Origin of the sequence: Mycobacterium scrofulaceum (assembly GCF_002086735.1) — a bacterium.
GTDB lineage: Bacteria > Actinomycetota > Actinomycetes > Mycobacteriales > Mycobacteriaceae > Mycobacterium > Mycobacterium scrofulaceum.
In genome coordinates this window covers 1-19,631 of the sequence record NZ_MVIJ01000047.1, presented here as the reverse complement: position 1 = coordinate 19,631, position 19,631 = coordinate 1, and the positions used below count along the sequence as shown (strand labels likewise).

Here is a 19,631-nt window from a genome sequence, read left to right as displayed (position 1 = left end):
GCCGGGCGCAGATCGCTGGCGACGGTGCACTAAGCGCTAGTGGAACAATATGGGACTCGACGTTCGTCGGTATCTCGATGCTCATTGTTGAACAACGGTCGGCGCCGGCGCCTGAGAATCGATCACACATGCGGGCATCTCTCGCGCGGCGCGACCGTATCGCTGGGCGATGTTCGGTTCCAGAGATCTGGTTTGACTTTTCGACCGACCGCAACTGCGCGACGCACCGTGGTGGCGGGAATATGCTCGACCGCTATGGGTCTCAACCTAGATACGAGGGCGTCGTTTCGACGCAGCCACCGCTTGGACAAACTCGTCGAGGCGATTTTTCACGCCTCCTCGACCACCACACCCGAGACCCATTGGGTCGAGTGGAAAAGCACCCTGGATTTCTCCAAGGCCAAGGACAAGGTCAGCGCCGCCAAAGCGATCATCGCTTTCGCCAATCGCGACCCGGTGAACGCGGCCCGCGAGTGCGGGGGCGAAGCGTACCTCGTCGTGGGCGTTTCACCTGTCGGCGTGCTCGACGGCGTCGCGGTACACGACGCGGCCGACCTCGCCGCGATGCTGCGAACCTACGTCGACGGACCACACTGGGACGTCGACTACGTCGAGTTCCGCGGGCAACACGTCCTGATCATCACGGTCGCACCACCGCAGCCCGGCGACCGGATCCACTCCCTGGTCAAGGACTACGAGAGCTACAAGTCCGGAACTGTGTTCCGCCGCGGCATTTCCGGCTCCGAGCCGGCAACCCATCGAGAGCTCAACGAACTGCAGAACCGGCTCCTGCAAGACCCCCCGGTCTCTGACAGCGACGCGTTCGACGAGGCAATCAGCAGCGGCAACTACCGTTTGACCGGCCGGCTGCTCCGCAGCGCCGCCCGTGGTGTGATCGACGCATGCAGCGACCCTGAACGATTCCCACCCGGCTTCGCTAGTCGTGTGCCGACGGAGCAGATCATCCAATACGTCGAGATCGCTGATGGCTACCGCACGGCCGCAGCGCCTTTGCTTCCTCTCGTCATCGAAGGCTGTCGCGTCGAAAGCGCTTTCCTTGAAGTCGAATATCGACAGCTCATCACGGCGCTCGCCGAGCCGAGACCGCTTGCCCAACAGAGCGGTTCGCTCATCACGAGTGTCCGAAACCAACAGCTGGAAGCGTTGGCAATGCTGCCAGCCACGCTCACGATGTACGCCGGCACGATCGCGGCAGTTGAACACGAGAACTATCGCGCCGTCCGCACTCTGACCGTCGATGCCACCGTCGATTGGTCCCTTTTCACGAACCGCAAGGTGGCGGTCCTCGATAAGGCTGGCCCCTGGGAGATTGTCGGCCACGAGCGGCATCTCGGACTTGCCCTACGTGCCGCCCAGACAGGCGCACTCACCAAACAGCTGCTGGAGGACCTCGCAGCGGGTCGACTTCCGCGCCGACCGGTCTACCCAGTCTCGGATTTCTTGTTCGATGCGCTGCGGTCGTACTTTCCCGACCGCACCGATTCCCAGTACATCCGGCTGTTCGATGCCGCCGAGCTCCTTTTCGCCCTTGTTGTCAGCGATCTGGCGGCTCAACGTAACCCAGGCCTCCTCGACCAACCCTGGCTGGGGCTGTTCGTCAAGCACGCGGCCGAGAGCTACCCCTTCGAGGAGACCGAGGTGGCGCACATGTTGATGGACGCGCGAAGCGCGGGCGACCAATGGCCACCCCTAGAAGCCGGTCTGTTCGGGGGATCAAAGAAACGGCTACAGGAAGCCGCAGACACCGTGTGGACGGCTACTGTGGCGCAGCTCCGCCGCGGACCTTTCTGACCAGCTAGTCGCGAGGATGCCTTCGATAGACACTGACTGCCCCGTGCTGGCTCGATGGCGAAACGGCCAGTCGTCCTGAGTCATGCGACGCAGACCGAATACGCGAACTGCGCTGAGACTGTTCCGGATTCCGCGGTCCCCATCGGCTGGCCACAACCGCTGACGTGGCGGTGGCACGATAACAGTCATGGATGAGAAGGTGCCCACTGTCAGCGTGCGGTTGTGGCGTGCCGACGCGATCGTCTTGGCCGACTGGCTGGCCCATACTGATCTGAACACGGTACCGGTCACCCATCCGGCGCAAAAGCAGGCGCTGGCAGATCTTTTGAGCCGATTTGAATGGGCTGCCGACGAGGACGTGACCGCGGCAACTGCCGAAGAGATCGCGGCAGCCCAGGCCGAAGTGGTCCGCGATATGGGTTGGTGACACACCTGAGCGGGCTGGGCACTCGCCCCAGCACGGTCAGGTAAACGATCTGCACATCGCCAGTCCGCTCACTGCGGCTTCTGGCGTACGTGTAGACCGCCGCGCTCGTCACTACCTCGAGGCGGCGCGGTAAAACTCCGAAAGCCGGGCGGCGGGGCGATATCGTCTGAGGCGGGGGAACCATCGCTGGTCGTTATCCGAGATAGGTCAGGGGCTTTCACACGACATGACACCTGCAGGCTACCCCGATCGCGCCAGACTGGTGGACAACGTGGTGCTGCGGCGAGCCGTGGCAGCGTTCGCCGCCCAGCCCAACCAACGCGGCGCGGTTGAGGTGCTGCGGTTGTGCATGTACGGGGAGGTGCTGTTGGACATCACCGGCTCTGACGCATTGACCGGTGAACCGTTCGCCACGGGCTCGCACTTGCAATTCCGGGGCGGCACTGGCCCCAATGGCGGTTCGGCGCTGTTCTGCTACACCCGCAACGAGGAAATCGCCCGCCTGCACCCGCCCGGTGCGACCACCGCGTCACTGGTTCAGCCGGCCATCGGGGCGCTGGAGCTGGCCCGAAGCCAGGGCAACGCATGGCTCTACATTGATCCGGCCGGGCCCACATGTGCCCTGTCAGCCCCCGAGATTGATTTCGCGTTGCGCAACGGCAACAACGAGCGGCTCAAGCAGGCCCTAGCCGACCACACCGACGGGAAAGCCGACAGGCAGGCCGTGGTGCAGGTGCTGCGCGACAACGGCCCTATGGTGCTGGCCGGCGATGATTCGCGCGGCGGAGTGGGTGTTCGCATCACCACACATCCGAACGGCACGACGAGCATCTTCGCCTTCACCAGCGCCCCGGAAGTCCTGGCCTTCAACCCTGCCGACGCGGCCATATCGCTGACGATCGAGCAGGTGGTGCACATGGCCCGCGAACAGGGGCACACCGGGATCGTCATCAACCCCGCCGGCCCGTTCCTGTGGGTTTCGTTGGCCGAGCTCCTCGGCGAATAAACGCGGTTGGGAGTGAAATCAGCTGTGCTCCAATGCAATCAGGGCTACGGAGATACGGCTGTTAAACACCTGGGCGTAGGCGCCAAAGCTGGCCGGAAGAGCGACCCGACGTTGTTTGCAAAGGTGCCCATGCTTGTGGTCAGCTACCGTGCCTGGCCGACGTCATCGACGACAAGTAGCGCACCGACCGCAGCCAGTCATCCACCGTCTGTCAGATTGCCGATGGTGGTCGTGGTATCAGATGTGGCGATGAACCCGGTGTAGGTCTGTCCTGAGCCGATTCGGCAGGCCAGTGCAATCGTGTCGGTCCATACGCAGATTGCGTCGTCGAATGCGTATGCGGTGTTCTTGGGTAGCAGGTTGAGCGGGTGGCCTTCGAACTCGGGCTTACTGCCAGGGCTTGGGTTTTCAACGCTGGTGAACTTGATTGGGCTGACGACGGTGCCTGATTCGAACAGGCTCACTGTGTTCGCTCCTCCAGGGGCGCTAGCGAACGGCCCGGTGCAGTTCATCGCATACATCATGCGGTGATTGGATGACGTGCAGTACAGGCCGCTGGGTGTGCGGAAGCCGCGCACTGAGTAGGCCAGGCCGGGGCGCACCGTGTAGTCGCTCTCAGATGCCTTTGGGTAGGAGGAGAAGTCTGGGGCGGCCGGCGCAGCCTGCGCGGCGACCGCCGGGACCGTGGCCAGCATGGCCAGCAAGCCCGCGACCGCCTGGCCGATCCGATTCATGACATCCATTATCCCTGCGCCCCGGTGGTGAACGGACGCTTTTTGATGGGTGAGGACGCCAACAAATGCCTACCGTGATATACGCCTACAGCACAGACTGGATGAATGAACTGGCATGCTCAACCGCCAGGCAGGCCACTGAAGGGGAGAACGCGCGTGAAAAGGACCCGCCTATATAGCCCAGTGTTCTTCGCCGTGATGGCTGCGCTATGCCTGATCCTGTTCGTGGTAAACGTCATCCACGGCACGTGGCTGGGCTTGATCAGTACCGGAGGCCTCGCGGTGTTGATGGGTTACCGGGCGTGGTCCGGCAGGCGCCGCACCAACCAGCAATAGACCTACAACGCAACACCGCTGCTAAAGCAGGCAAGCACGTGGTGCTGACCCGGACTCGCGGGCGACCTTAGGACATTTCCCCTGCCAAAACGCACTGCGTGGTGTCGTTCACGCGAGCTACACGCGCTAACCGCACCGACTTGTGCGTGATCAGCAAGTACGTTGGTCGCGTGGTCGCCAACAGTGTCCGTAGCCGCAGGATCGCTCGAGGGTTGCTGGCGCTGGTGTGCGTGGCTGCGGCGGCCGCAGGCGGGGTCGTCGCGTGGCGCATCGATGAGCGGGCACAACCGTGTTGGAGTGTGCGGCAATTCATCGAGTTCAACCGCGATACGCAGGCCTCGCTGAAAGCCAAGACGCGGTTCGCGCCGCCCGGCTCGTACGAACCAGACGTGGTACCGGCTGCCGGCGACTACCAGGCCTGGCTCGACGGTCTGCAGCAGCACGCCGGCCAGGTGACCGCACCCGAGCTGTCGGCGCACGCGCAACGAGCCGCGGCGCTGGCGCGCGAATTCATGAAAGATGCCAACCAGATGAACGCCGAACTGGACAAACAAGATCCCTTGAAACCGCAACTGCCACCATCGGCGAAGGCGGCAGGCCAGGTTAACCGCGAGTTCGGCGACGAATTGGCCACGCTGGCACGCGCCTGCCCGACCTGAGCGCGCCGCCAGCCACTCGCGCCTCTCTACTGCGCCGAGTGACGAGGCGATGCGATGTGTGAAGCGGCCGGCGGGAGGCCGACACCCCGCTCCCCTACCCCTGCTGGGCGCGAGCGCGCGACGACGCAAGGAGCTCCGCTCGTCGCCGATAATGGTGAGGGTGACGGGCTGTTCGAGTAGCGCCGCGCTACGGCTGATGAGCCGGCGCCGGCTGTGGCGGTTGTGCCTGCCGGCTGTGGCGTGTGTGGTGGCGGCGACTGGTGCGTGCGCTGCCCTGGATCGTAGCTCCGAGGCCCGCCACCTTCAGGCTGAGATAGCGAAGATGCCTGGGGTCGACAGCGTTAACCCCGGCTATATCAACGATTTTGAGAACGGCGCGGAACTGAAATTGGTGGTCACGATGCCTAAGGCAAGCGAGGACCAGATCGCCGCGGTCGCCTCGCGCATCACCAGCATCAAAGGCAGCGATTTCGACGGCTACCGTCAGTCCTGTGATTTCGTCGTCGGCGATGAACTTGAGGTGATACGCGGCGCGCAGCTCGACCCCGCCCAGATCGTCGACGACACACACCGCTTGCGCGAACTGAGGACCCGCGTCCCGCGCTCGGCAATCCAATGGTCGCGTGACGGTACTAGTTCGCGGCTCGAGGTATGGGATGTCGAACACACCAGCGACGTCTTGACCGCAGCGTTGGCGGCCGTCAAGCCCGAACCGATGACCGTCTATATCCGTTCCGCCGAACCGACGAAGTACCCGACTTGGGAAGTCGGCGTTCCGATCAGCGGCGAGCAGCGCGCAGCGATCGATGCGTTGCTGTCGCGGCTGGTGCTGCCGGTCTATTACGTTCGCATCGACAGCGCGAAGATCACCGAACTATCGGCATACATCACCGACACTGCCCGGGCCTACGGTGACCTCAAATCAGTAATCTCCACGGTGGCGCCAACCAAACAGCAACCGTTGCAACTGGAGTGGCACCTCATGGTCGAGCCTGACAATTTTCACCAGTTCACCGGCTCGCTGACGGTGCCGAGCTGCCCCCAAGACAAAGGGGCCCCCAAATCCCAAGCCCCTCAGGGCAATCAGACCGCGGAGGCAGCCGCACTGCAGCGGCAACTGCAAAGCGCCTTCACCGCCTGTTGATACTGCCCTGCCCCGCCCCCGCGCCTGTGGCTGTTTCGGCTGAGCCTCGCCGGAGTTATGGCGCCGAGTCGAATCCCCACGCGATCGCACGCGCCAGCGAATGCACATACTGCTCGCGAACGAGACGGTCGCGGGTCATGATGTGATACGGGTGCGGAGGAAACAACAGACACGGCTCCCCAGGGTGATCGTCACGGCGGGCCCGCGGCACCCGGAAAGGCCAATTCAGCTCCCGCGCCTCCGGATATACCTGCACCAGCGCCGCTTTCGCGAACTTGCCGACGCCGATCACCAGCCGCGGACGCACAATATCTCGCAGCTCGCTCTGCAAGAACGGCAAGCAGTTCGCGCTCTCGTGCGGACGCGGATCGCGATTCCCGGGCGGATGACAATGCAGTGAGTTCGTAATGAACAAATCGGCCTTGGCGATGCCTGCGCGCTGATAACAGCGATCCAGGATGCGACCACTACCTCCGAGGAACGGCTCTTGCGCCTTCATGCAGCCCCGGCACAGTGCCTCCCCCACGATCGCCACCGGCGAATCGACCGAGCCAAAACCCGGTGCCGATTCGGTCACGCCTGGCTCATTCAAACGGTCCGGGTCAACGCATTTGCGGCACGCCTTGATCCTTCGATCGAGTGCGGCCTTCTGCCGCTGCCGGGCATCCGCTGTCACCTCACCCACCGGTCCCCATCAACCTCAATCGCAACCACCACTGGCGCGACGCTACCCACCGCGCACCCTCCCAGGCAGGAAATCGGAATGTTCACCGACCGACGCTGACCGGGTGCGGCAGACTGGTCCGCCGTGCGGGTACGTTTTTTCCAGCAGCCCTGGTGGATCCGCTGGCTGGCCGACTCGGTTTTCATCGGGGCCATGCTGCTTGTGTTCTGGTGTGTGTATGTCACACACCCTTTCGAGCGAGCCGCACCAATCGTGCTTGCCCTGGCCCTGGTGGGCTTCAGCGCGGCGGCCGGAGCGGCGTCAGCCCTGGGCCAGCGTCCCGCCCGTGCGGCGTACACCGAAGCGCTGCGGGGACTGAATCAGGCCGAGCGTGCCGAGGCGGTTCGGGCATTACGTGAAGGTGCTCTGCCGGCCCGTCATCGGGTGTTGGCCGGCGCGATCCGCTGCGGCGCTGTCGTTGAAGCCTATTACCAGCGGGCCAGCCGCGGCCGAACCACGCAACTGATCTCGGCGGCCCTCCTTGCTGTTGTCGGGATCGTTTCCGTCTTCCTCAGTGACCCGCGCCGCGGCACCCTGTGGCTGTTGATGGCCGCGCTGTTCGCCGCGCAGACGGTGCGCCGCGAGCGTGTGCGCACAAAGCTCAACACCCACCTGGCGCAGCTACTCGCGGCCGCCGACCGCTCCCCCGAAATCAACGCCGACGACATCGCGCCCCCACCCCTACCGCGGCGCACCAGCTGGCAAATCGTTTTGTTCGTCGTCGTAGTGGGCGTGGCGGGCATCGGCTTCACCCGATTGGCGAATCATCCACGCCGAGACTGCCGCGCCGCCGACGCCGCGGTCAGCTTCTTAGCCGACAATTCCGATCTGACCAATCTGCAGCTCATAGTGACCGGCGGCCCCGATTTACGCGCCTACCAACATTGGGCCGAGCAGCTCTCCCACTTCGCCGCCCAGGTCTCAGCTCCCGACATCGAGCCTCACCTGCGTGCGATGGCCGATCGCGCCAGCGATGCGGTTTCCCTTGTCGCCCAAGCCCGTACCTCCCCGCCGCCGCGCCCGGTTATCGACTTACAGAGCGCCTACGGGCAGGACATGCTCGCCATCATCGACCAAGAACGTTCCTTGACCGCTGCATGCCGGCCGCGCTGAGCTCTTGACGCCGCGGGCAAGGCGAACGCACCGAGTATGCGCGTGGCATTCGAGCGACGTCCGTACGAGGACGTCGAAATCCTTGCGTCCGTGTGCATTCGGTTGATGAAAGTTCAAGCGATGGCAGCGTTTGGCGACGAGTTCCTCCGGGCTCGGCGCCCGGGGCGTACTGGGAGCAATTTTGCCACGGGTTTCATGGCCCTAAGCCACCTACAATCAGAAATGTGGAGGGTCAGAAAGAGCGCCGCCTCGGACCGATCGGATCGGAACTTCCGCCGTTAGGCCCCTGGTGGATCCTGTTTGACCGGATTCTGGCGGCCTCCCGGCTCAGTCCACCGCGCTTATACCGACTGTTGTGGGGCCTTCAACCTCGCGCGCCGAGACACAGCAAACGAGGACGCCAGACCACGGGGCCCGGGCTGGTCGCGGCCCTAGACGCCCAACTTTTCGGTGGGCCCACCACCAGCCCTTGCCCACAGCGAAAGGTGAGAGAAAACTTCCCCGCTTTCCGGAGCGAACTGGCAAACGGCCCACAACGCCGACATGAGTGAGCGTTCAGTGTCGAAGTGGTTGCCTCGGCATGGACGTCCCGGTCGTGGGCCGTCGCATTCAGCTAGCGCTCCGTCTCGATCTGGCCGATAAGTGCATCAAGGTCGCGGCGAAAGTTGGGCCCGGTGCGCATACGCATGTAGACGTCGCGGTCGATGGCATAGACCCCAGGAATCGGATCCGCCAGGTGGTGTGCCAGCAGCGACTCGTTGGGCTCGGTGTCCAGCTCACCGGCATTGAGCCGACGCTCGAATTCATCGCGAAGTTTCAGCCTGGCGCCATCTTCAGTGTCGGCTATCACGTGCCAATCCGACTTCGGATACCAGGCCTTCCACGACTGATCGTTTTGCCGCTCAACTCGCGGCCGAACGACCACTACATACTCTGGCGTGCCGCTATCCATGGGGTTTCTCCAATCAGTCTGGCCAGTGGCCGCTGATATCGGTCGGGGACGAGAAGATGGCAATGGTTCCATCGGGGAGCAGTTCGCGGCAGGTGAAGCCGCCGCTCGGCCGAGGTAGGCACCACACGATGCCGGTTGGTGGTGTTGGGCCGGTACCGTCGTCGCCACTCGCGTCATCATGTGACTTCGGTGCATCGCTCGATAGGGTCTGATACCCAGCGGCGAGCTGACGCAGCGTCGCCGACACCCCCTGATATTGGGTTTTCGTCGCCTGCAGTTGGCCCTGCATCGCCGACAGATGCTGGTTCATCGCCGCCATGATCAGCTGGGCCCCCGCCGGCGACCGACCTAACGTAGCGGCCTGAGCCCCTACCGCGCGGGCCTGATCACGAATCAACCCCGAGGCCACTCGGCCCTGCTCGCCGATCACACCACCCTGCGCAGCGGTCTGCGTCAACTCCTCATCCAAGCCTGCAGCAGCGGTTCGGGCTCGCTGATATGCGCCAGCCACCCGGGTCACACCACCGCGCAGCCCGCTCACACCCTTCGGCGATGCAGGCACCGACCCGCCATCAGCAGAAGCAGGCAACTTGCCGCCCTCACCGCCGGCCGGATACAAGTCATGCGCACGGGTCAGCAGCCGGTCCACACCAGCCACAAACGCCGCAACACTCACCCCTCAAAATTAGCCGGAGCTCTGTCGACAATGCCACGCCCAAACCCACCAAGCTCCGTGCCAGCTCGACGCAGATGTCGTGCATCATGTGCTGGGCAGACGCGGCCCTCCTCCCGGCGCACCGACCTGACATAACCATCCAGGCGGGAGGAAGGGTGCGAGCCGGGCTAAGCACTGAGATTCCCTTCAGTTACTGCCTTAGCGGCGAGTCAACAAAGCCGCCGTCGGGCGGTGGAAGTGGAAGCGGTACAACCACTCCCCCGACGTCGGCCGCATAGTGAGCGGCTTCATCGGACTCGGCGTCGGTGTAAGCGCGCACGGCGGCGGGCTGGCTGGGTACCCGTACCAGCAGAGTGAAGTCAGCGATCTGCACGTCGCCAGTCCGCTTGCTTGGGTTCTGTCGAACGTGCAGATCGGCGCCATCATCGCTCATTGCGTCATTATCGGCCCTGTGCGCACTCTTCGACCGCTTCGCCCCTCACCTCGATCGGGCACGCTAACATCAGTCATGCCCAGCGATCCGGGCCGAAAGGGTCGACGGGTCATTCCAAGGGGTGGACTAATGACCTGTCCCGGGACAGACGCGCGTTCCCAGACAATCCGGCCCGAAGGCTCCGCGCGCTGTTGTCGTTGGTTTCAGTCGGGCGGTTCCCGAGCTGATCTGAAGAGAGCGTGTCGGTGTGGTCGTGCCGGTAGGCGCTGTCCGCGCGGCCACGATGAGTGCGCGCATCTGCAATGCGATACAGTGCACGGTTACAACGTGTTTCATGCGCGGATAGCGTGTGGGTGTCAAGCGACTTCGCCAACGGGCGATCCAGTCGAATCGAATTCGTTGGTGAGTGTCTGCCAACCGGAGAAGGAATCGATCCTTTTGGCCCGGATCGCTGGGCATGACTGATGTTAGCGTGCCCGCTCGAGCATTAATACCGTCGCAGACAAATCCGGGTCATAGGTGCGCCCGCAGGCGCGGCAGGTGAGAACACCGTTGCGTTTTTGCGTCTCGGCGGGGTTCTCGTGTCCGCAGCCGGCGTGAATACGGCTTAGCCCGGCGGCGGGCACCACCGTGATGGGGACCGCGTCGCGCGTCGCAGCGGCGATGATGGCCTGGCGCAACAGGCCGGGGGCGGCGTGCTCGCGACGACGGTCGATCTCACGCTGCCGGTCGGTAGGTAATGCGCTGCGCTCCAATGCCCCTCTGGTCACGTCGGCGACGTTCGTGTCGTCGACGACGACTCGTCCACACTGGCTGACGAGGGTGTGGGCGACTTGGCGCCATAGATCATCGCGGTAGCCGCGGGCTCGCGAGCGCCCGTGGCCCTGCTGTTGCCACCGCAGTCGATCGCTGCGCCGCCAGGCTTCTAACTGGGTGGCCATCTCGGTTCCGCTGTCACGCCAGTGCAGGGCGAGCGCGGCGAATCGCGCCGGTGAGCGCCACTGTGCCACCGCGGCGGCGGTGAGCTGTTCATCCGGGCGGCCGGGATGGGGTATGGGCCCATGCTCATCAAGCCAGTCGGTGAGCTTGCTGCGGATGCTGTCTAGGGCCAGGTCTCGCGTCGATGCCGTATGGCTGTGGCGCTGCAGTCTGGCTGCGATCACCGCCGGCGCGATGATGCGACCCGAGACGCCCTCGGTGACGGGCACAATGACGTGTGCAAGTCGGCGCGGAATCGTTATCGGTTCGGTGGCACGCCAATGGGCGACCACGGTGCCGCCCTCGCTGGCTTGCCAACCCAAATGTATTGCCACGACGGGACGCTCGCTCCGTTCGGTGGCAACCGCATGGGGTATGCGCGCGGTGATAGATAACCGTGCCCGTAGGTCGGCCCCGACTCGAGTGACTGTCAGTTGCGCGCCGACGATGTCGGCTTCGGCAGGAAGCCATCGATGAGCCTGAACGGGCACATCGATCCATTGTGGTTGGCGGCCAATGGATCCGCAGCGCAGTCGGACGGTGACTCGTCCGGCGCGCCGCTTCTCGGCGCGCGTCATTTCTGCCCACTGTTGCGGTCTGATCCATGGCATGTGCAGGACGTTGTGGTAGCGGCCGGCGGGATCGGCAACCACCAGCGGAGTGCGAGGCGGTCGGCCGGCGGTCCGCTGTAATTGCACCGCGATGGTGCCGGTGCCGTCGAAGCGGTGGTGGCGTAGCGTCGCGGGCTTGTGTTGTGCGCGCTGCTGTTGGATGCGTCGCACCGCGACTTTATGTTGGTCCACGATGTAATTGAATGTCGCCCAAAACAACTGGTCGCCCGTCGGTGACTGACAGTAGCGGCGATAGAGACTTTTCTGGTCGGCGGCAAGCTGCGCCCCTCGGTCCCGACGCCGTTGTGCGGCAGCGTCTTTGACTTCAGCGATGGCGTCGCGTCGGAGCTGGCGCGCAGACCTGAGCGCGGCTCTAGCATCACACAACTGCTGCGCGAGGGGCGAATCAACAAGCTTGTCTCGCGCGGCGATCCGAGCTGCTTTCAGTGCCGCCGCGGCAGATTCAACGCGTTCCTCGGCGGCGGCCACCTGCACTTCAGCGGCGGCTACTGAGGGATACGACGACCAAATCTCCTTTATGTCTTCGTCGTAGGCGAGCTGCAGGCTGACGAGGTCCTCACGCAGATCGTGTGCTAGCCGCAGTTGTTGGCGCAGGATGTCGGGCAGCTGCCACCGGTAATGCACACCCATGGTGTGAACTGTGATCCGCGTCGAGTCTCCAACCTCGACATTGGCGGCCCGCTCTGCCGCCTCTAACTCTCCGTCGGAGGCCACCCACATATCGTTGCACAATGAGCGTCGCGCGCTGAGGCACGGCTGATGCCGCCACGTAGTCGCACACGAAGGCGCCGCGGCCCGACCGCCACGCACGACCGCATCTGATGGTCGTCTCGCGCTGCTTGGCTTTCTTAGACGCGTGGCGAATTCGGGCGGCCGCGACTAGAGGTTGCTGAGAATCGCCGATTTGATGCTGTCACGGGATATTTCGAAGTTGGGAAGGCGTAGCTGTGGCATTGGCCCATTAAGTCAGGCTAACTTTGGTGGGTGAGTATCGCGGCATTTCTGGCGGGGGTCGACCGTATCCTGACGCGCGCGCATAACCTGTATCCCGCTGGTGGGCAGGGCGGCCCGTTTCCGGCCTCGGGTGGTGGCTCGGCTCCTGCGTCACCGGCCGGTGTTGGCGGGTTGCGAACCGGTGTGACGCGGGCCGCCGGCTCCTATCAGCAGGCGCGGACCAGCGCTGCGGGCCTCGACCAGGAGGTGCAGCAGGCGGCCGAGCAGGGCGGCACGATCGGCGCGCAGGGCCGACTCGGGTCCGGGGTGATTCGCGACCAGGCCCGCGCTGTGGCCGCGGCCGCCGGTCCGATGGCCCAGTCACCGGCCGGTGCCCGCCTGGTGATGGCCGCGATGGACCAGCACCTCACCGCGATGCAGGGCCAGCTGCAAACGACGAAGACCCAAAACCAGGCAGTATCGGCGACCTTGCGGCAGACCGCGGCGGGATACCAAACGCTGTCCGATGGCGCCAAGGACTCCCCCGCTGACCCGACGATTCGCGCCGCGGGCTGGAAGCCGGGGGACCCGTTGCCGGCCGAGCCGGCCCCGCCGGGGTTGCCGCCGGTGGCAACGGACCCGCGTAACCCGTTCGTGGGCGATCCTCGTTTCGGATACTGGACCGACTATGTGCCACCGCCGTACACGGGTTCGACGCCGCCTCCGCCGGCCAAGCAGCACGTGCCCTGGGTGGACGGTCCCGAGGGCGGCCCGACCGGCTTTTACACACCTGGTAGGACCTGGATCGGCGACAATGATGCGCCGTTCGCCGCCTATGAGCAGCAGTACAAGTTCCGCATCGCTGGTGAGGACCTGACGTCCTACACCCAGGTGGGTCCGGGTGGTCAGATGCAGCGCTGGGTGGCCTACACCTATGAGGCGCAGGAGTTCCAGAACGTGAAGCTCAACGGGGACATCTGGGTCAAGACGCCGCCAGACGCGAGCACGGGAGGGTTGGGCGGCGTCAGCACCGGCGGCATCGGAGGGATCTCCATCCCGCCCAAGATTGGGCCGTGGCAGCCCATTACCCCGGCGCAGATCGCGACCCTGTCGGCGGCTAACCCGACGGTTAAGTACTACATGCCCGATCCGTGCGGGCAACAATTCACATTCGTCAACGGGACAGCTACCGGGGGAAACGCGCCGGGTCCGATCACCCCGAGCATCATCGCTGGTCCGCCCGGCTGATGCCCGAGCTGACTCGGCCGGCGGCCCGGGATCTCGAGGCTCTGCCCTAGCCTGTCACACCGGATGTCAGGAAACGAGTTCTCGAGTGCCGAGGTCTTCGCGCAACCGGAACATCACCAACGCTTTGGCGTCCTTGAAGCCCTGGCTGCGGGCCGCCTCGTCCAGCTTGGCTCGCGCCTGTGCAGTCATTCGCATTGTGAATTGGGCAGACATCCTGCGGTTTTCTGAGCCCCTGCGGCTCTTGCGCCGTGGCGTCAAATCGCTTGCGCTTGCCTGCTCTGCCACCTGACCCGCCCTCCTGAGGCTGTGACGTGCTCTTTTGCATCTATTAAGTGCATTAGTGCCATTGTATGCCCTCATGCGCCGTTGCGCGGTATTCCGCGCAACGAGTGTCGGGCTATCGGCATGTACTTGATAAGGGCATTCCAGCAGATTAACGGCAATGTGTGGCGACGTGCACGGGAGTACACTAAGGCCGTTGCAGGTGCGTCGCTGGAAGGACTCGCTTCATGGTGATGGGAGGTCATCCGCAGCGCGGCAGGCCCATCACCGGCGTCCCGCAAGCGGCCCGGATGCTGGGCCGCGATGTTCGCACCGTGCGGCGGATGATTGAGTCGGGCGAGCTTGAGGGCGGCGCCTCGCTCGCTCATAAGCGCCGCCAGTGGTTCGTCTACACAGACCAACCTCTACTCCAGACGCAGGGGCGAGCGCCGGCCGCAAGACCAGAGCACGGCGAAATTGCGGCCCTGCGAGCCGAAAACGCCGACCTACGTGCCCGGGCGATGGCAGCCGAAGAGGGCGAGCGACTTCTGCTTGCTGGGCAAGCGACTTTGCGGGATGCGTTGAGGCAAAGTCAGTCCACGCTGGCTGCTGTGATGGCCGCTAATGAGAACATGCTTCGCGGGGCCGACGGTTATCGGATGGCAGCGGATGGTTACCGCGGTGCGGCCGATGAATTCCGCCAGGGCGCTGCCGGGTACGTCGAGGTGGTCAAGCAGGCACAGGCCACAATCGGGATGTTGGAAAACGTTCTTGAGAGCTATAGCGACACAATCTCTCAGCACATCACCCCCGGCCATGCAGGCGCTTTGAACACCTAAGCCACGTTGTGCCGCGCTGACAAGAATGCAGGGCCCCTCCCCCATTGGCGATCGTTGTTGGCGTCCCGTGGCCGATTAGCGCCTCGTTCCTGCGTCCAACGGCAAAACGGGCGCTCGTCATTTCGTCACTGTGACGCGTTCGGGTGGGCGTCCTGCGACGCCCATCTCCGTACTGCTTTCAATATCGTGTCGGGCTGTCTTCTCGGTATCCTTCCGCAGGTGGCGACACTCGTGGCCCGGCGCAGCGTTCGCGCCAGAGCACGCCACCCGCTGCGCAGTACCGGAGCTGGTCTGCTCAGCCGCTGGGATCAGGCCGCGGCGCCACGTCGCGTCGACTGTCTGCGTTCGCATCTCAGTCCCAGTATGGCGAGGCACCCGCGTTCAGGTGACGAGCACCGTTCGTTTCTTCACTGAGTGTTCTGCCTCGCCCTCCGTGGGAATGAGTGCCTGCGCGACCACTTCGGCGCGGGTGTGCTAAACAATTGCCCGTATTCGGCGTCCAGGGTTGAGCTGACGCTGGTGGCCGCAATTGCGGTCTGGATCGTCTAGGCAGTTCGTGCTCAGGTAAGCATAGGCGCCGCCTTCCTGGCGTTGTGGGATACCTTCGGCACCGCTTCGGCACCCATGTGTAGCGCAATGTACGTACGAGCGGTGGCCTTATGCATAGGCCTCAGCGGATGCAACCAAGCTGCAAGGCGCGGGTAGGAATCCTGGGCCCGACAGCGGCCACAGCGGTCGCGCGTGTATGGCGAGACGCGTAGGTGCACAGTCATTGCGCCATCTGCCCGTGGGCGGTGGGCATGGTATTGCCCTAGGTATGCGTCTAGGTATTGGTGACAACCTTCTTCTAGGTATGCGGCGCAGGTCCGATACGCCCTGTGTGATGGGTCTTTACGGACGTTTGAAAGGGCAGGCCTAGCGCCAATGGGGGCGGTGGTGCACTGGGTGCGGAGGCGGGGGTGAGCTGAACCGACACTCTTTCTGTATGCAGGACTACTGCCATGCGACTGGTGCTCGCCCTGTCGCTCGACGCGAAGTGCCCCAGGGTGGCCGTGACGTGATGTGCGCCTGCATGCGGCGTCGGGCGTGTTGTGGCGACGTCGGCATACCGGCAGGTGCAAGGCCTTGCGGCGAGCCTTCTTTGTGGCTGGGCGCGTCGCGCATCGGCGCGCCGGGTTGTTGCCACTACACTTCGTGAACCATGACCAGTCACACGTTGCGGCGGTCGGCGCCAGGTGTCGCCGCGGGCGCCGGTGCGCCGCGAATTCAGCTGCAAGCTGCGCTGTCATGACCGACAGCATACTGACCGTGGACGAGCCGAAGGTGACGATCAACTGGGCGCGTCTCGGGCATGTTTACGTCGTGGGGAACGGTAAAGGCGGGGTGGGTAAGACGACGACGGCCGCGCATTTGGCTGCGTTGGTTGCCTCAGATGGTGCTCGTGTGTTGCTCGTCGACCTCAATGGGCAGGGCAACATCGCTCAGGTATTGGGGTTTGCGAACACGAGCGTCGACGATAAGGGACGGAACCTTTTTTCGGCGGTGACCGCAGGTGTGCGGCTGGCGCCGATACCGGATGTCAGGCCGAACCTGGACGTGGTTCCCGGGGGGAGTTTCGTCCGGCGTATCTCGACGACGTTGGCTGCCGAGATGGGTACTTCGCGCGATAACGGGGTGCTGTTGGCGTTGGCCGATGCGTTGCAGAGCGTGGCTTCCCAGTACCAACTCATCATCATTGACTCGCCACCGGAAAACCCGCTTCTTCTTCAGCTTGCGTTGTGTGCGGCTCGCTGGGTCATCGTGCCGATGAAGACTGATGGCACCTCGCGAGCGGGGTTGCGTGAATTGGCCAGCGACATTCGTGCGATACGTGACCACAATCCCTTCCTCGTCCTGCTTGCCGTGTTCGTGTTCGCTTCGGGCACCAAGGCGACCAATATTCGGCGTGAGCTCACCGAGCAGGTCGCCCAGGATCTGGGCGCCAATAGCGATTTGATGTTGAAAAGCTTTGTCCGCCAGGCCGAGGCCGTCGCTCGCGACATCATCAAGTTCGGCCGCCTTGCCCACGAGCTCGAGCAGGAGATACCCAACAATCCCAAGCATTGGGAGTTACGTCGAGGGACAGCCAGGGGGGCTACCGTCGTTAGTAGTACCGCTCGGCCGGTGGCTGAAGATTTCGCCAAACTTGCGGCCGAGATACTCAGCCGTGCTGCCCGTAAGCGGGAACAGATGATCGAAGAAGGAGTGTGGCCGTGAGCAACCTAAGACAGCAGGATCTTCCGGCAGAGGACCTTTCTGACCTCGGTGCGCCGGCGGCTCGGGGATCGGGGTTGTCTGGGCTGCTCTCGCAGAGCGCGGGCGAGGCGCCCGCCGCAGCCCCTCAGCCACGACGCGCGTGGGAGCCCGATGCCGAACACGATGCGGTGGATGCCGGTGCGACTGCGGTGGCCGCCCCCCGCCGGCCCGGGCGGCCGCGTACGCGCACCAAGCCTGTTACTGCGGTGTATGTCAGTCCGGGTGTCAAACAGCGCTTTGAGGCCTATCGGCACAAGCAGAAGGCGACGAATCTTCAGGTGGTTTTGGAAGCCATCAGTAGCAAGCACCATGAGCTGGCCGACATCATCAAGCAGTCGGCGTTCAGTACTGCACCGGTGAATCCTTTGTTTCCGGCCGATCCGTCGGCGGTGCGCTATGTCGGGGGAGGCAGCGTGCAGATTGGTTTCAGCGCTACACCTGAGCAAGAACAGGTACTTGACCGTATCGGCGCGGAGTTGGGTTTCGAGACCCGAAGCACCTGGATTGCTCCGGTGCTCAACGCGTTTTTGCCGGGTCGCAAAGACGGTGCGCCCGACCGCGGCTGATGGGACTCTAACCACCGCAGGCGGTCAGTACCCGGGCGCCGACCAAATCGACGAGCAATTCGATTGCCCGAGTTTCCTCGTCGATCGGGGGCGGTCCTGTGGCCAGCACGGCGCTGAGGTATTCCTCGTGGTGCCTATCGAACGCCTGGGCCAGCGTGAGGTCGGGGCCAGCCAGGCGATGTTGGGTGCTGGACTGGTCGTGTAGCTGCTCGCGGCTGAGTAACCAGGTGTGCCAGCTGGCGCGTTCTTGCTGGTGTCGGCGGGCGCGCTGGTTTTGTTGGTCCTCGAGGTGGTGGGCGGCGGCGACGTCGTCCAACGTTGTCGGGCCGGCGCTAAGGCGGCCACGATGCTGGGTAATCAGACCGGCGATTCGTAGGGCTGCGAGAGTCTCATAGCCCGTGGTGATGGCCGTGTGTGCCGCGGCGAACACGTCGCGGGGGCGTTGGATGTGCTGGTGCACGATCAGCTCGTAGATGCGCCGGTGACGGTGCCCGATGACCTTCCAGGCCAGGTGGACACCTTCGACTCGGATCGCCGCGACCGTCTCGCGGGCGACGCCCATCTGGTTCTGCTGGGTCAGCGCGTAGTAGTCGGGTTCATGTCCTTGTGCGATGCGCGTGCGCACCAGCGGTGAGCCCGGCAAGTCACGGGTTTTTCGGAGGAACTCCCAAACCGTCGTCTCACTGAGCAGTCCTGTGGCTAGCGATAGCGCTCGTCCGCCCACGCCTACCACGGGGACTCCGTTGATCACCTCTCCGGCCCGCACAGCATGTATCGCCAGGGCTTGGTAGACGGCCGCACCGATCCACCGGTAGCGGTGGCCGGGGAATTGCGCTTCCACCCAAGCCACTGCGTTGGCCAGCCACTCGCGATGCAGCTGTGGTCCCGCTGTGGTCCCCCCTGTGTGTACTTGTTCTTGTGCGCGGACTGGTCGGAAAAAGCTGCTGTTGGTGGCGGCCCAGGTCAGGGCTTTGCGCCAGTCGCGTTGCAGGGCTTTCTCGGCTCCGGCGCCATAGCGGGTGTAGGCGGTGGCCAGTCCGGTGTGCCAGGGGCGTCCTGGGGCCATGAGGGCCTGTACAGCGGCCAGGGTGTGGCCGTGTAATGCGGCGTGGGCCAGGACGGATTGGCGCGCTTCGGAGTGGCTTCGCCACGTCCGGTCGGCGGGTAGTTGGCCGGTGGTGGCGTAGGTGGTGATGCGGGTGGGCAGTGCGGTGTCGCGGGTGTATTCGGGGCGTAGTCGTTCGCGGGCGCCGCTGCCGGTGGTGGCGTCGCTGGGTGTCGAGATCGGTTTGGTGGTGGGCGATGGGCTAAGGGCGCCGAGCAGAACGTTGAGACGGGGGAGCAGGGCGGGGTCAGAGCGTGTGGTGAATGCGTCGATCGCGGTGGCTAAGGGGCCGTCGAGGATGCGGTGGCCGCCTTCGCGGCAGGGGGAGCCGGGGACGGTGATGCACCCGGTGCGGGTGTTGGCCATCGGGGTTTTGTCCAGGCTGGGTAGTCGGGCTTGCAGGAGCCGCATGAGGGGGTTGACTTCGGCGGTGGTGGCGGCGGTGCCGATGGCCAGCGGCACGATGATGTGGCGGCCGCCGCTAGTTGAGCGGTCGGTGATAGCGACCCCGCCGGCATCGGTGATCCAGCTCAGGGCGCGAGCGAAGTCTGCGTCGACGACCTGTTGGCTGTGGTGTTTGGTGTCGAAGTCCAGTGCGAGGACCTGGGTGCGGTGGTGTGAGTAGAGCAGGACCGCGGCCGGCACGGTGGGCAGGCGGCTGGTGAGGTTTTTGGTGCGGTCGAATTTGTTGGTGGTGGGGTCCCAGACGCGGATTGTGGGTCGGGCGGCGATGAGGGGGGCCAGTGCTTTCCAGGTGG

Annotated in this window: 19 protein-coding genes; 11 read left to right on the top strand and 8 right to left on the bottom strand. The window is 64.3% G+C overall.

Annotated elements, in window-relative coordinates; translation table 11 throughout:
* Positions 1–303: 303 nt before the first annotated feature.
* From BST44_RS23350 to BST44_RS23340, 3 genes are all read left to right on the top strand, one after another.
* Positions 304–1,812 (top strand): AlbA family DNA-binding domain-containing protein, encoded by a 1,509-nt coding sequence (locus tag BST44_RS23350; protein ID WP_232512930.1) that lies wholly within the window; start codon positions 304–306, stop codon positions 1,810–1,812.
* Positions 1,813–1,999: 187 nt separating this feature from the next.
* Entirely contained in the window at positions 2,000–2,239 is a 240-nt protein-coding gene (locus BST44_RS23345; RefSeq protein ID WP_047323896.1) for a hypothetical protein, read from the top strand.
* Positions 2,240–2,465: 226 nt separating this feature from the next.
* On the top strand, positions 2,466–3,245 hold the full coding sequence (locus BST44_RS23340) for an SseB family protein (RefSeq protein WP_047323895.1): 780 nt from the start codon (positions 2,466–2,468) through the stop codon (positions 3,243–3,245).
* Between the two features lie 197 nt (positions 3,246–3,442).
* Here BST44_RS23340 and BST44_RS23335 read toward each other — a convergent pair whose 3' ends face one another.
* Positions 3,443–3,979 carry a hypothetical protein gene (locus tag BST44_RS23335; RefSeq protein WP_047323913.1) on the bottom strand — a complete coding sequence of 179 codons (537 nt, stop codon included), beginning with the start codon at positions 3,977–3,979 and terminating at the stop codon, positions 3,443–3,445.
* Between the two features lie 198 nt (positions 3,980–4,177).
* Between BST44_RS23335 and BST44_RS29715 the strand changes: the two genes are divergently transcribed.
* The 3 genes from BST44_RS29715 (at position 4,178) to BST44_RS23325 (ending at position 6,118) form a co-directional block, all read left to right on the top strand.
* Positions 4,178–4,315: a hypothetical protein gene (locus BST44_RS29715; protein WP_167380249.1), complete on the top strand. Its 138-nt coding sequence runs from the start codon at positions 4,178–4,180 to the stop codon at positions 4,313–4,315.
* A 212-nt stretch (positions 4,316–4,527) separates the two neighbouring features.
* Positions 4,528–4,974, top strand: a complete 447-nt coding sequence (locus BST44_RS23330) for a hypothetical protein (RefSeq protein ID WP_047323894.1) — start codon at positions 4,528–4,530, stop codon at positions 4,972–4,974.
* A gap of 322 nt (positions 4,975–5,296) precedes the next feature.
* Positions 5,297–6,118, top strand: a complete 822-nt coding sequence (locus BST44_RS23325; protein WP_047323893.1) for a hypothetical protein — start codon at positions 5,297–5,299, stop codon at positions 6,116–6,118.
* A gap of 55 nt (positions 6,119–6,173) precedes the next feature.
* On the opposite strand, the gene BST44_RS23320 is transcribed toward BST44_RS23325, so the two are convergent.
* Positions 6,174–6,803 carry a uracil-DNA glycosylase gene (locus tag BST44_RS23320; protein ID WP_047323892.1) on the bottom strand — a complete coding sequence of 210 codons (630 nt, stop codon included), beginning with the start codon at positions 6,801–6,803 and terminating at the stop codon, positions 6,174–6,176.
* Positions 6,804–6,926: 123 nt separating this feature from the next.
* On the opposite strand from BST44_RS23320, the gene BST44_RS23315 reads away from it, so the two are divergent.
* A complete protein-coding gene (locus tag BST44_RS23315; protein WP_047323891.1) occupies positions 6,927–7,955 on the top strand; it encodes a hypothetical protein in 1,029 nt (342 codons plus the stop codon).
* Positions 7,956–8,568: 613 nt separating this feature from the next.
* Here BST44_RS23315 and BST44_RS23310 read toward each other — a convergent pair.
* The 4 genes from BST44_RS23310 to BST44_RS23295 all read right to left on the bottom strand — a co-directional run bounded on the left by BST44_RS23310 (position 8,569) and on the right by BST44_RS23295 (position 12,340).
* The gene (locus BST44_RS23310) at positions 8,569–8,907 is read right to left on the bottom strand and encodes a hypothetical protein (RefSeq protein ID WP_047323890.1); all 339 of its coding nucleotides are present in this window, start codon (positions 8,905–8,907) and stop codon (positions 8,569–8,571) included.
* A 13-nt stretch (positions 8,908–8,920) separates the two neighbouring features.
* On the bottom strand, positions 8,921–9,583 hold the full coding sequence (locus BST44_RS23305; protein ID WP_136246053.1) for a hypothetical protein: 663 nt from the start codon (positions 9,581–9,583) through the stop codon (positions 8,921–8,923).
* A gap of 190 nt (positions 9,584–9,773) precedes the next feature.
* Positions 9,774–10,016 (bottom strand): hypothetical protein, encoded by a 243-nt coding sequence (locus tag BST44_RS23300; RefSeq protein WP_052955347.1) that lies wholly within the window; start codon positions 10,014–10,016, stop codon positions 9,774–9,776.
* A 467-nt stretch (positions 10,017–10,483) separates the two neighbouring features.
* Positions 10,484–12,340, bottom strand: coding sequence for a transposase (locus tag BST44_RS23295; protein WP_136246054.1), 1,857 nt, complete (start codon positions 12,338–12,340; stop codon positions 10,484–10,486).
* Positions 12,341–12,763: 423 nt separating this feature from the next.
* On the opposite strand from BST44_RS23295, the gene BST44_RS30700 reads away from it, so the two are divergent.
* On the top strand, positions 12,764–13,807 hold the full coding sequence (locus BST44_RS30700; protein WP_047323887.1) for a hypothetical protein: 1,044 nt from the start codon (positions 12,764–12,766) through the stop codon (positions 13,805–13,807).
* A 66-nt stretch (positions 13,808–13,873) separates the two neighbouring features.
* On the opposite strand, the gene BST44_RS31375 is transcribed toward BST44_RS30700, so the two are convergent.
* Positions 13,874–13,996, bottom strand: a complete 123-nt coding sequence (locus tag BST44_RS31375; RefSeq protein ID WP_257790680.1) for a hypothetical protein — start codon at positions 13,994–13,996, stop codon at positions 13,874–13,876.
* A 320-nt stretch (positions 13,997–14,316) separates the two neighbouring features.
* Here BST44_RS31375 and BST44_RS23285 point away from each other — a divergent pair, with 320 nt between their 5' ends.
* The 3 genes from BST44_RS23285 to BST44_RS23275 all read left to right on the top strand — a co-directional run bounded on the left by BST44_RS23285 (position 14,317) and on the right by BST44_RS23275 (position 17,768).
* Positions 14,317–14,907 carry a helix-turn-helix domain-containing protein gene (locus tag BST44_RS23285; RefSeq protein WP_047323886.1) on the top strand — a complete coding sequence of 197 codons (591 nt, stop codon included), beginning with the start codon at positions 14,317–14,319 and terminating at the stop codon, positions 14,905–14,907.
* 1,287 nt (positions 14,908–16,194) lie between these two features.
* Positions 16,195–17,163: a ParA family protein gene (locus tag BST44_RS23280; RefSeq protein ID WP_047323885.1), complete on the top strand. Its 969-nt coding sequence runs from the start codon at positions 16,195–16,197 to the stop codon at positions 17,161–17,163.
* On the top strand, positions 17,160–17,768 hold the full coding sequence (locus tag BST44_RS23275) for a hypothetical protein (RefSeq protein WP_083179449.1): 609 nt from the start codon (positions 17,160–17,162) through the stop codon (positions 17,766–17,768). Before BST44_RS23280 ends, BST44_RS23275 begins: the two co-directional genes overlap by 4 nt.
* Positions 17,769–17,775: 7 nt before the next feature.
* Here the strand turns inward: BST44_RS23275 and BST44_RS30170 are convergent.
* Positions 17,776–19,631, bottom strand: a 1,856-nt coding sequence (locus tag BST44_RS30170; protein WP_083179441.1) for a hypothetical protein, incomplete at its 5' end; no start/stop codon positions are given.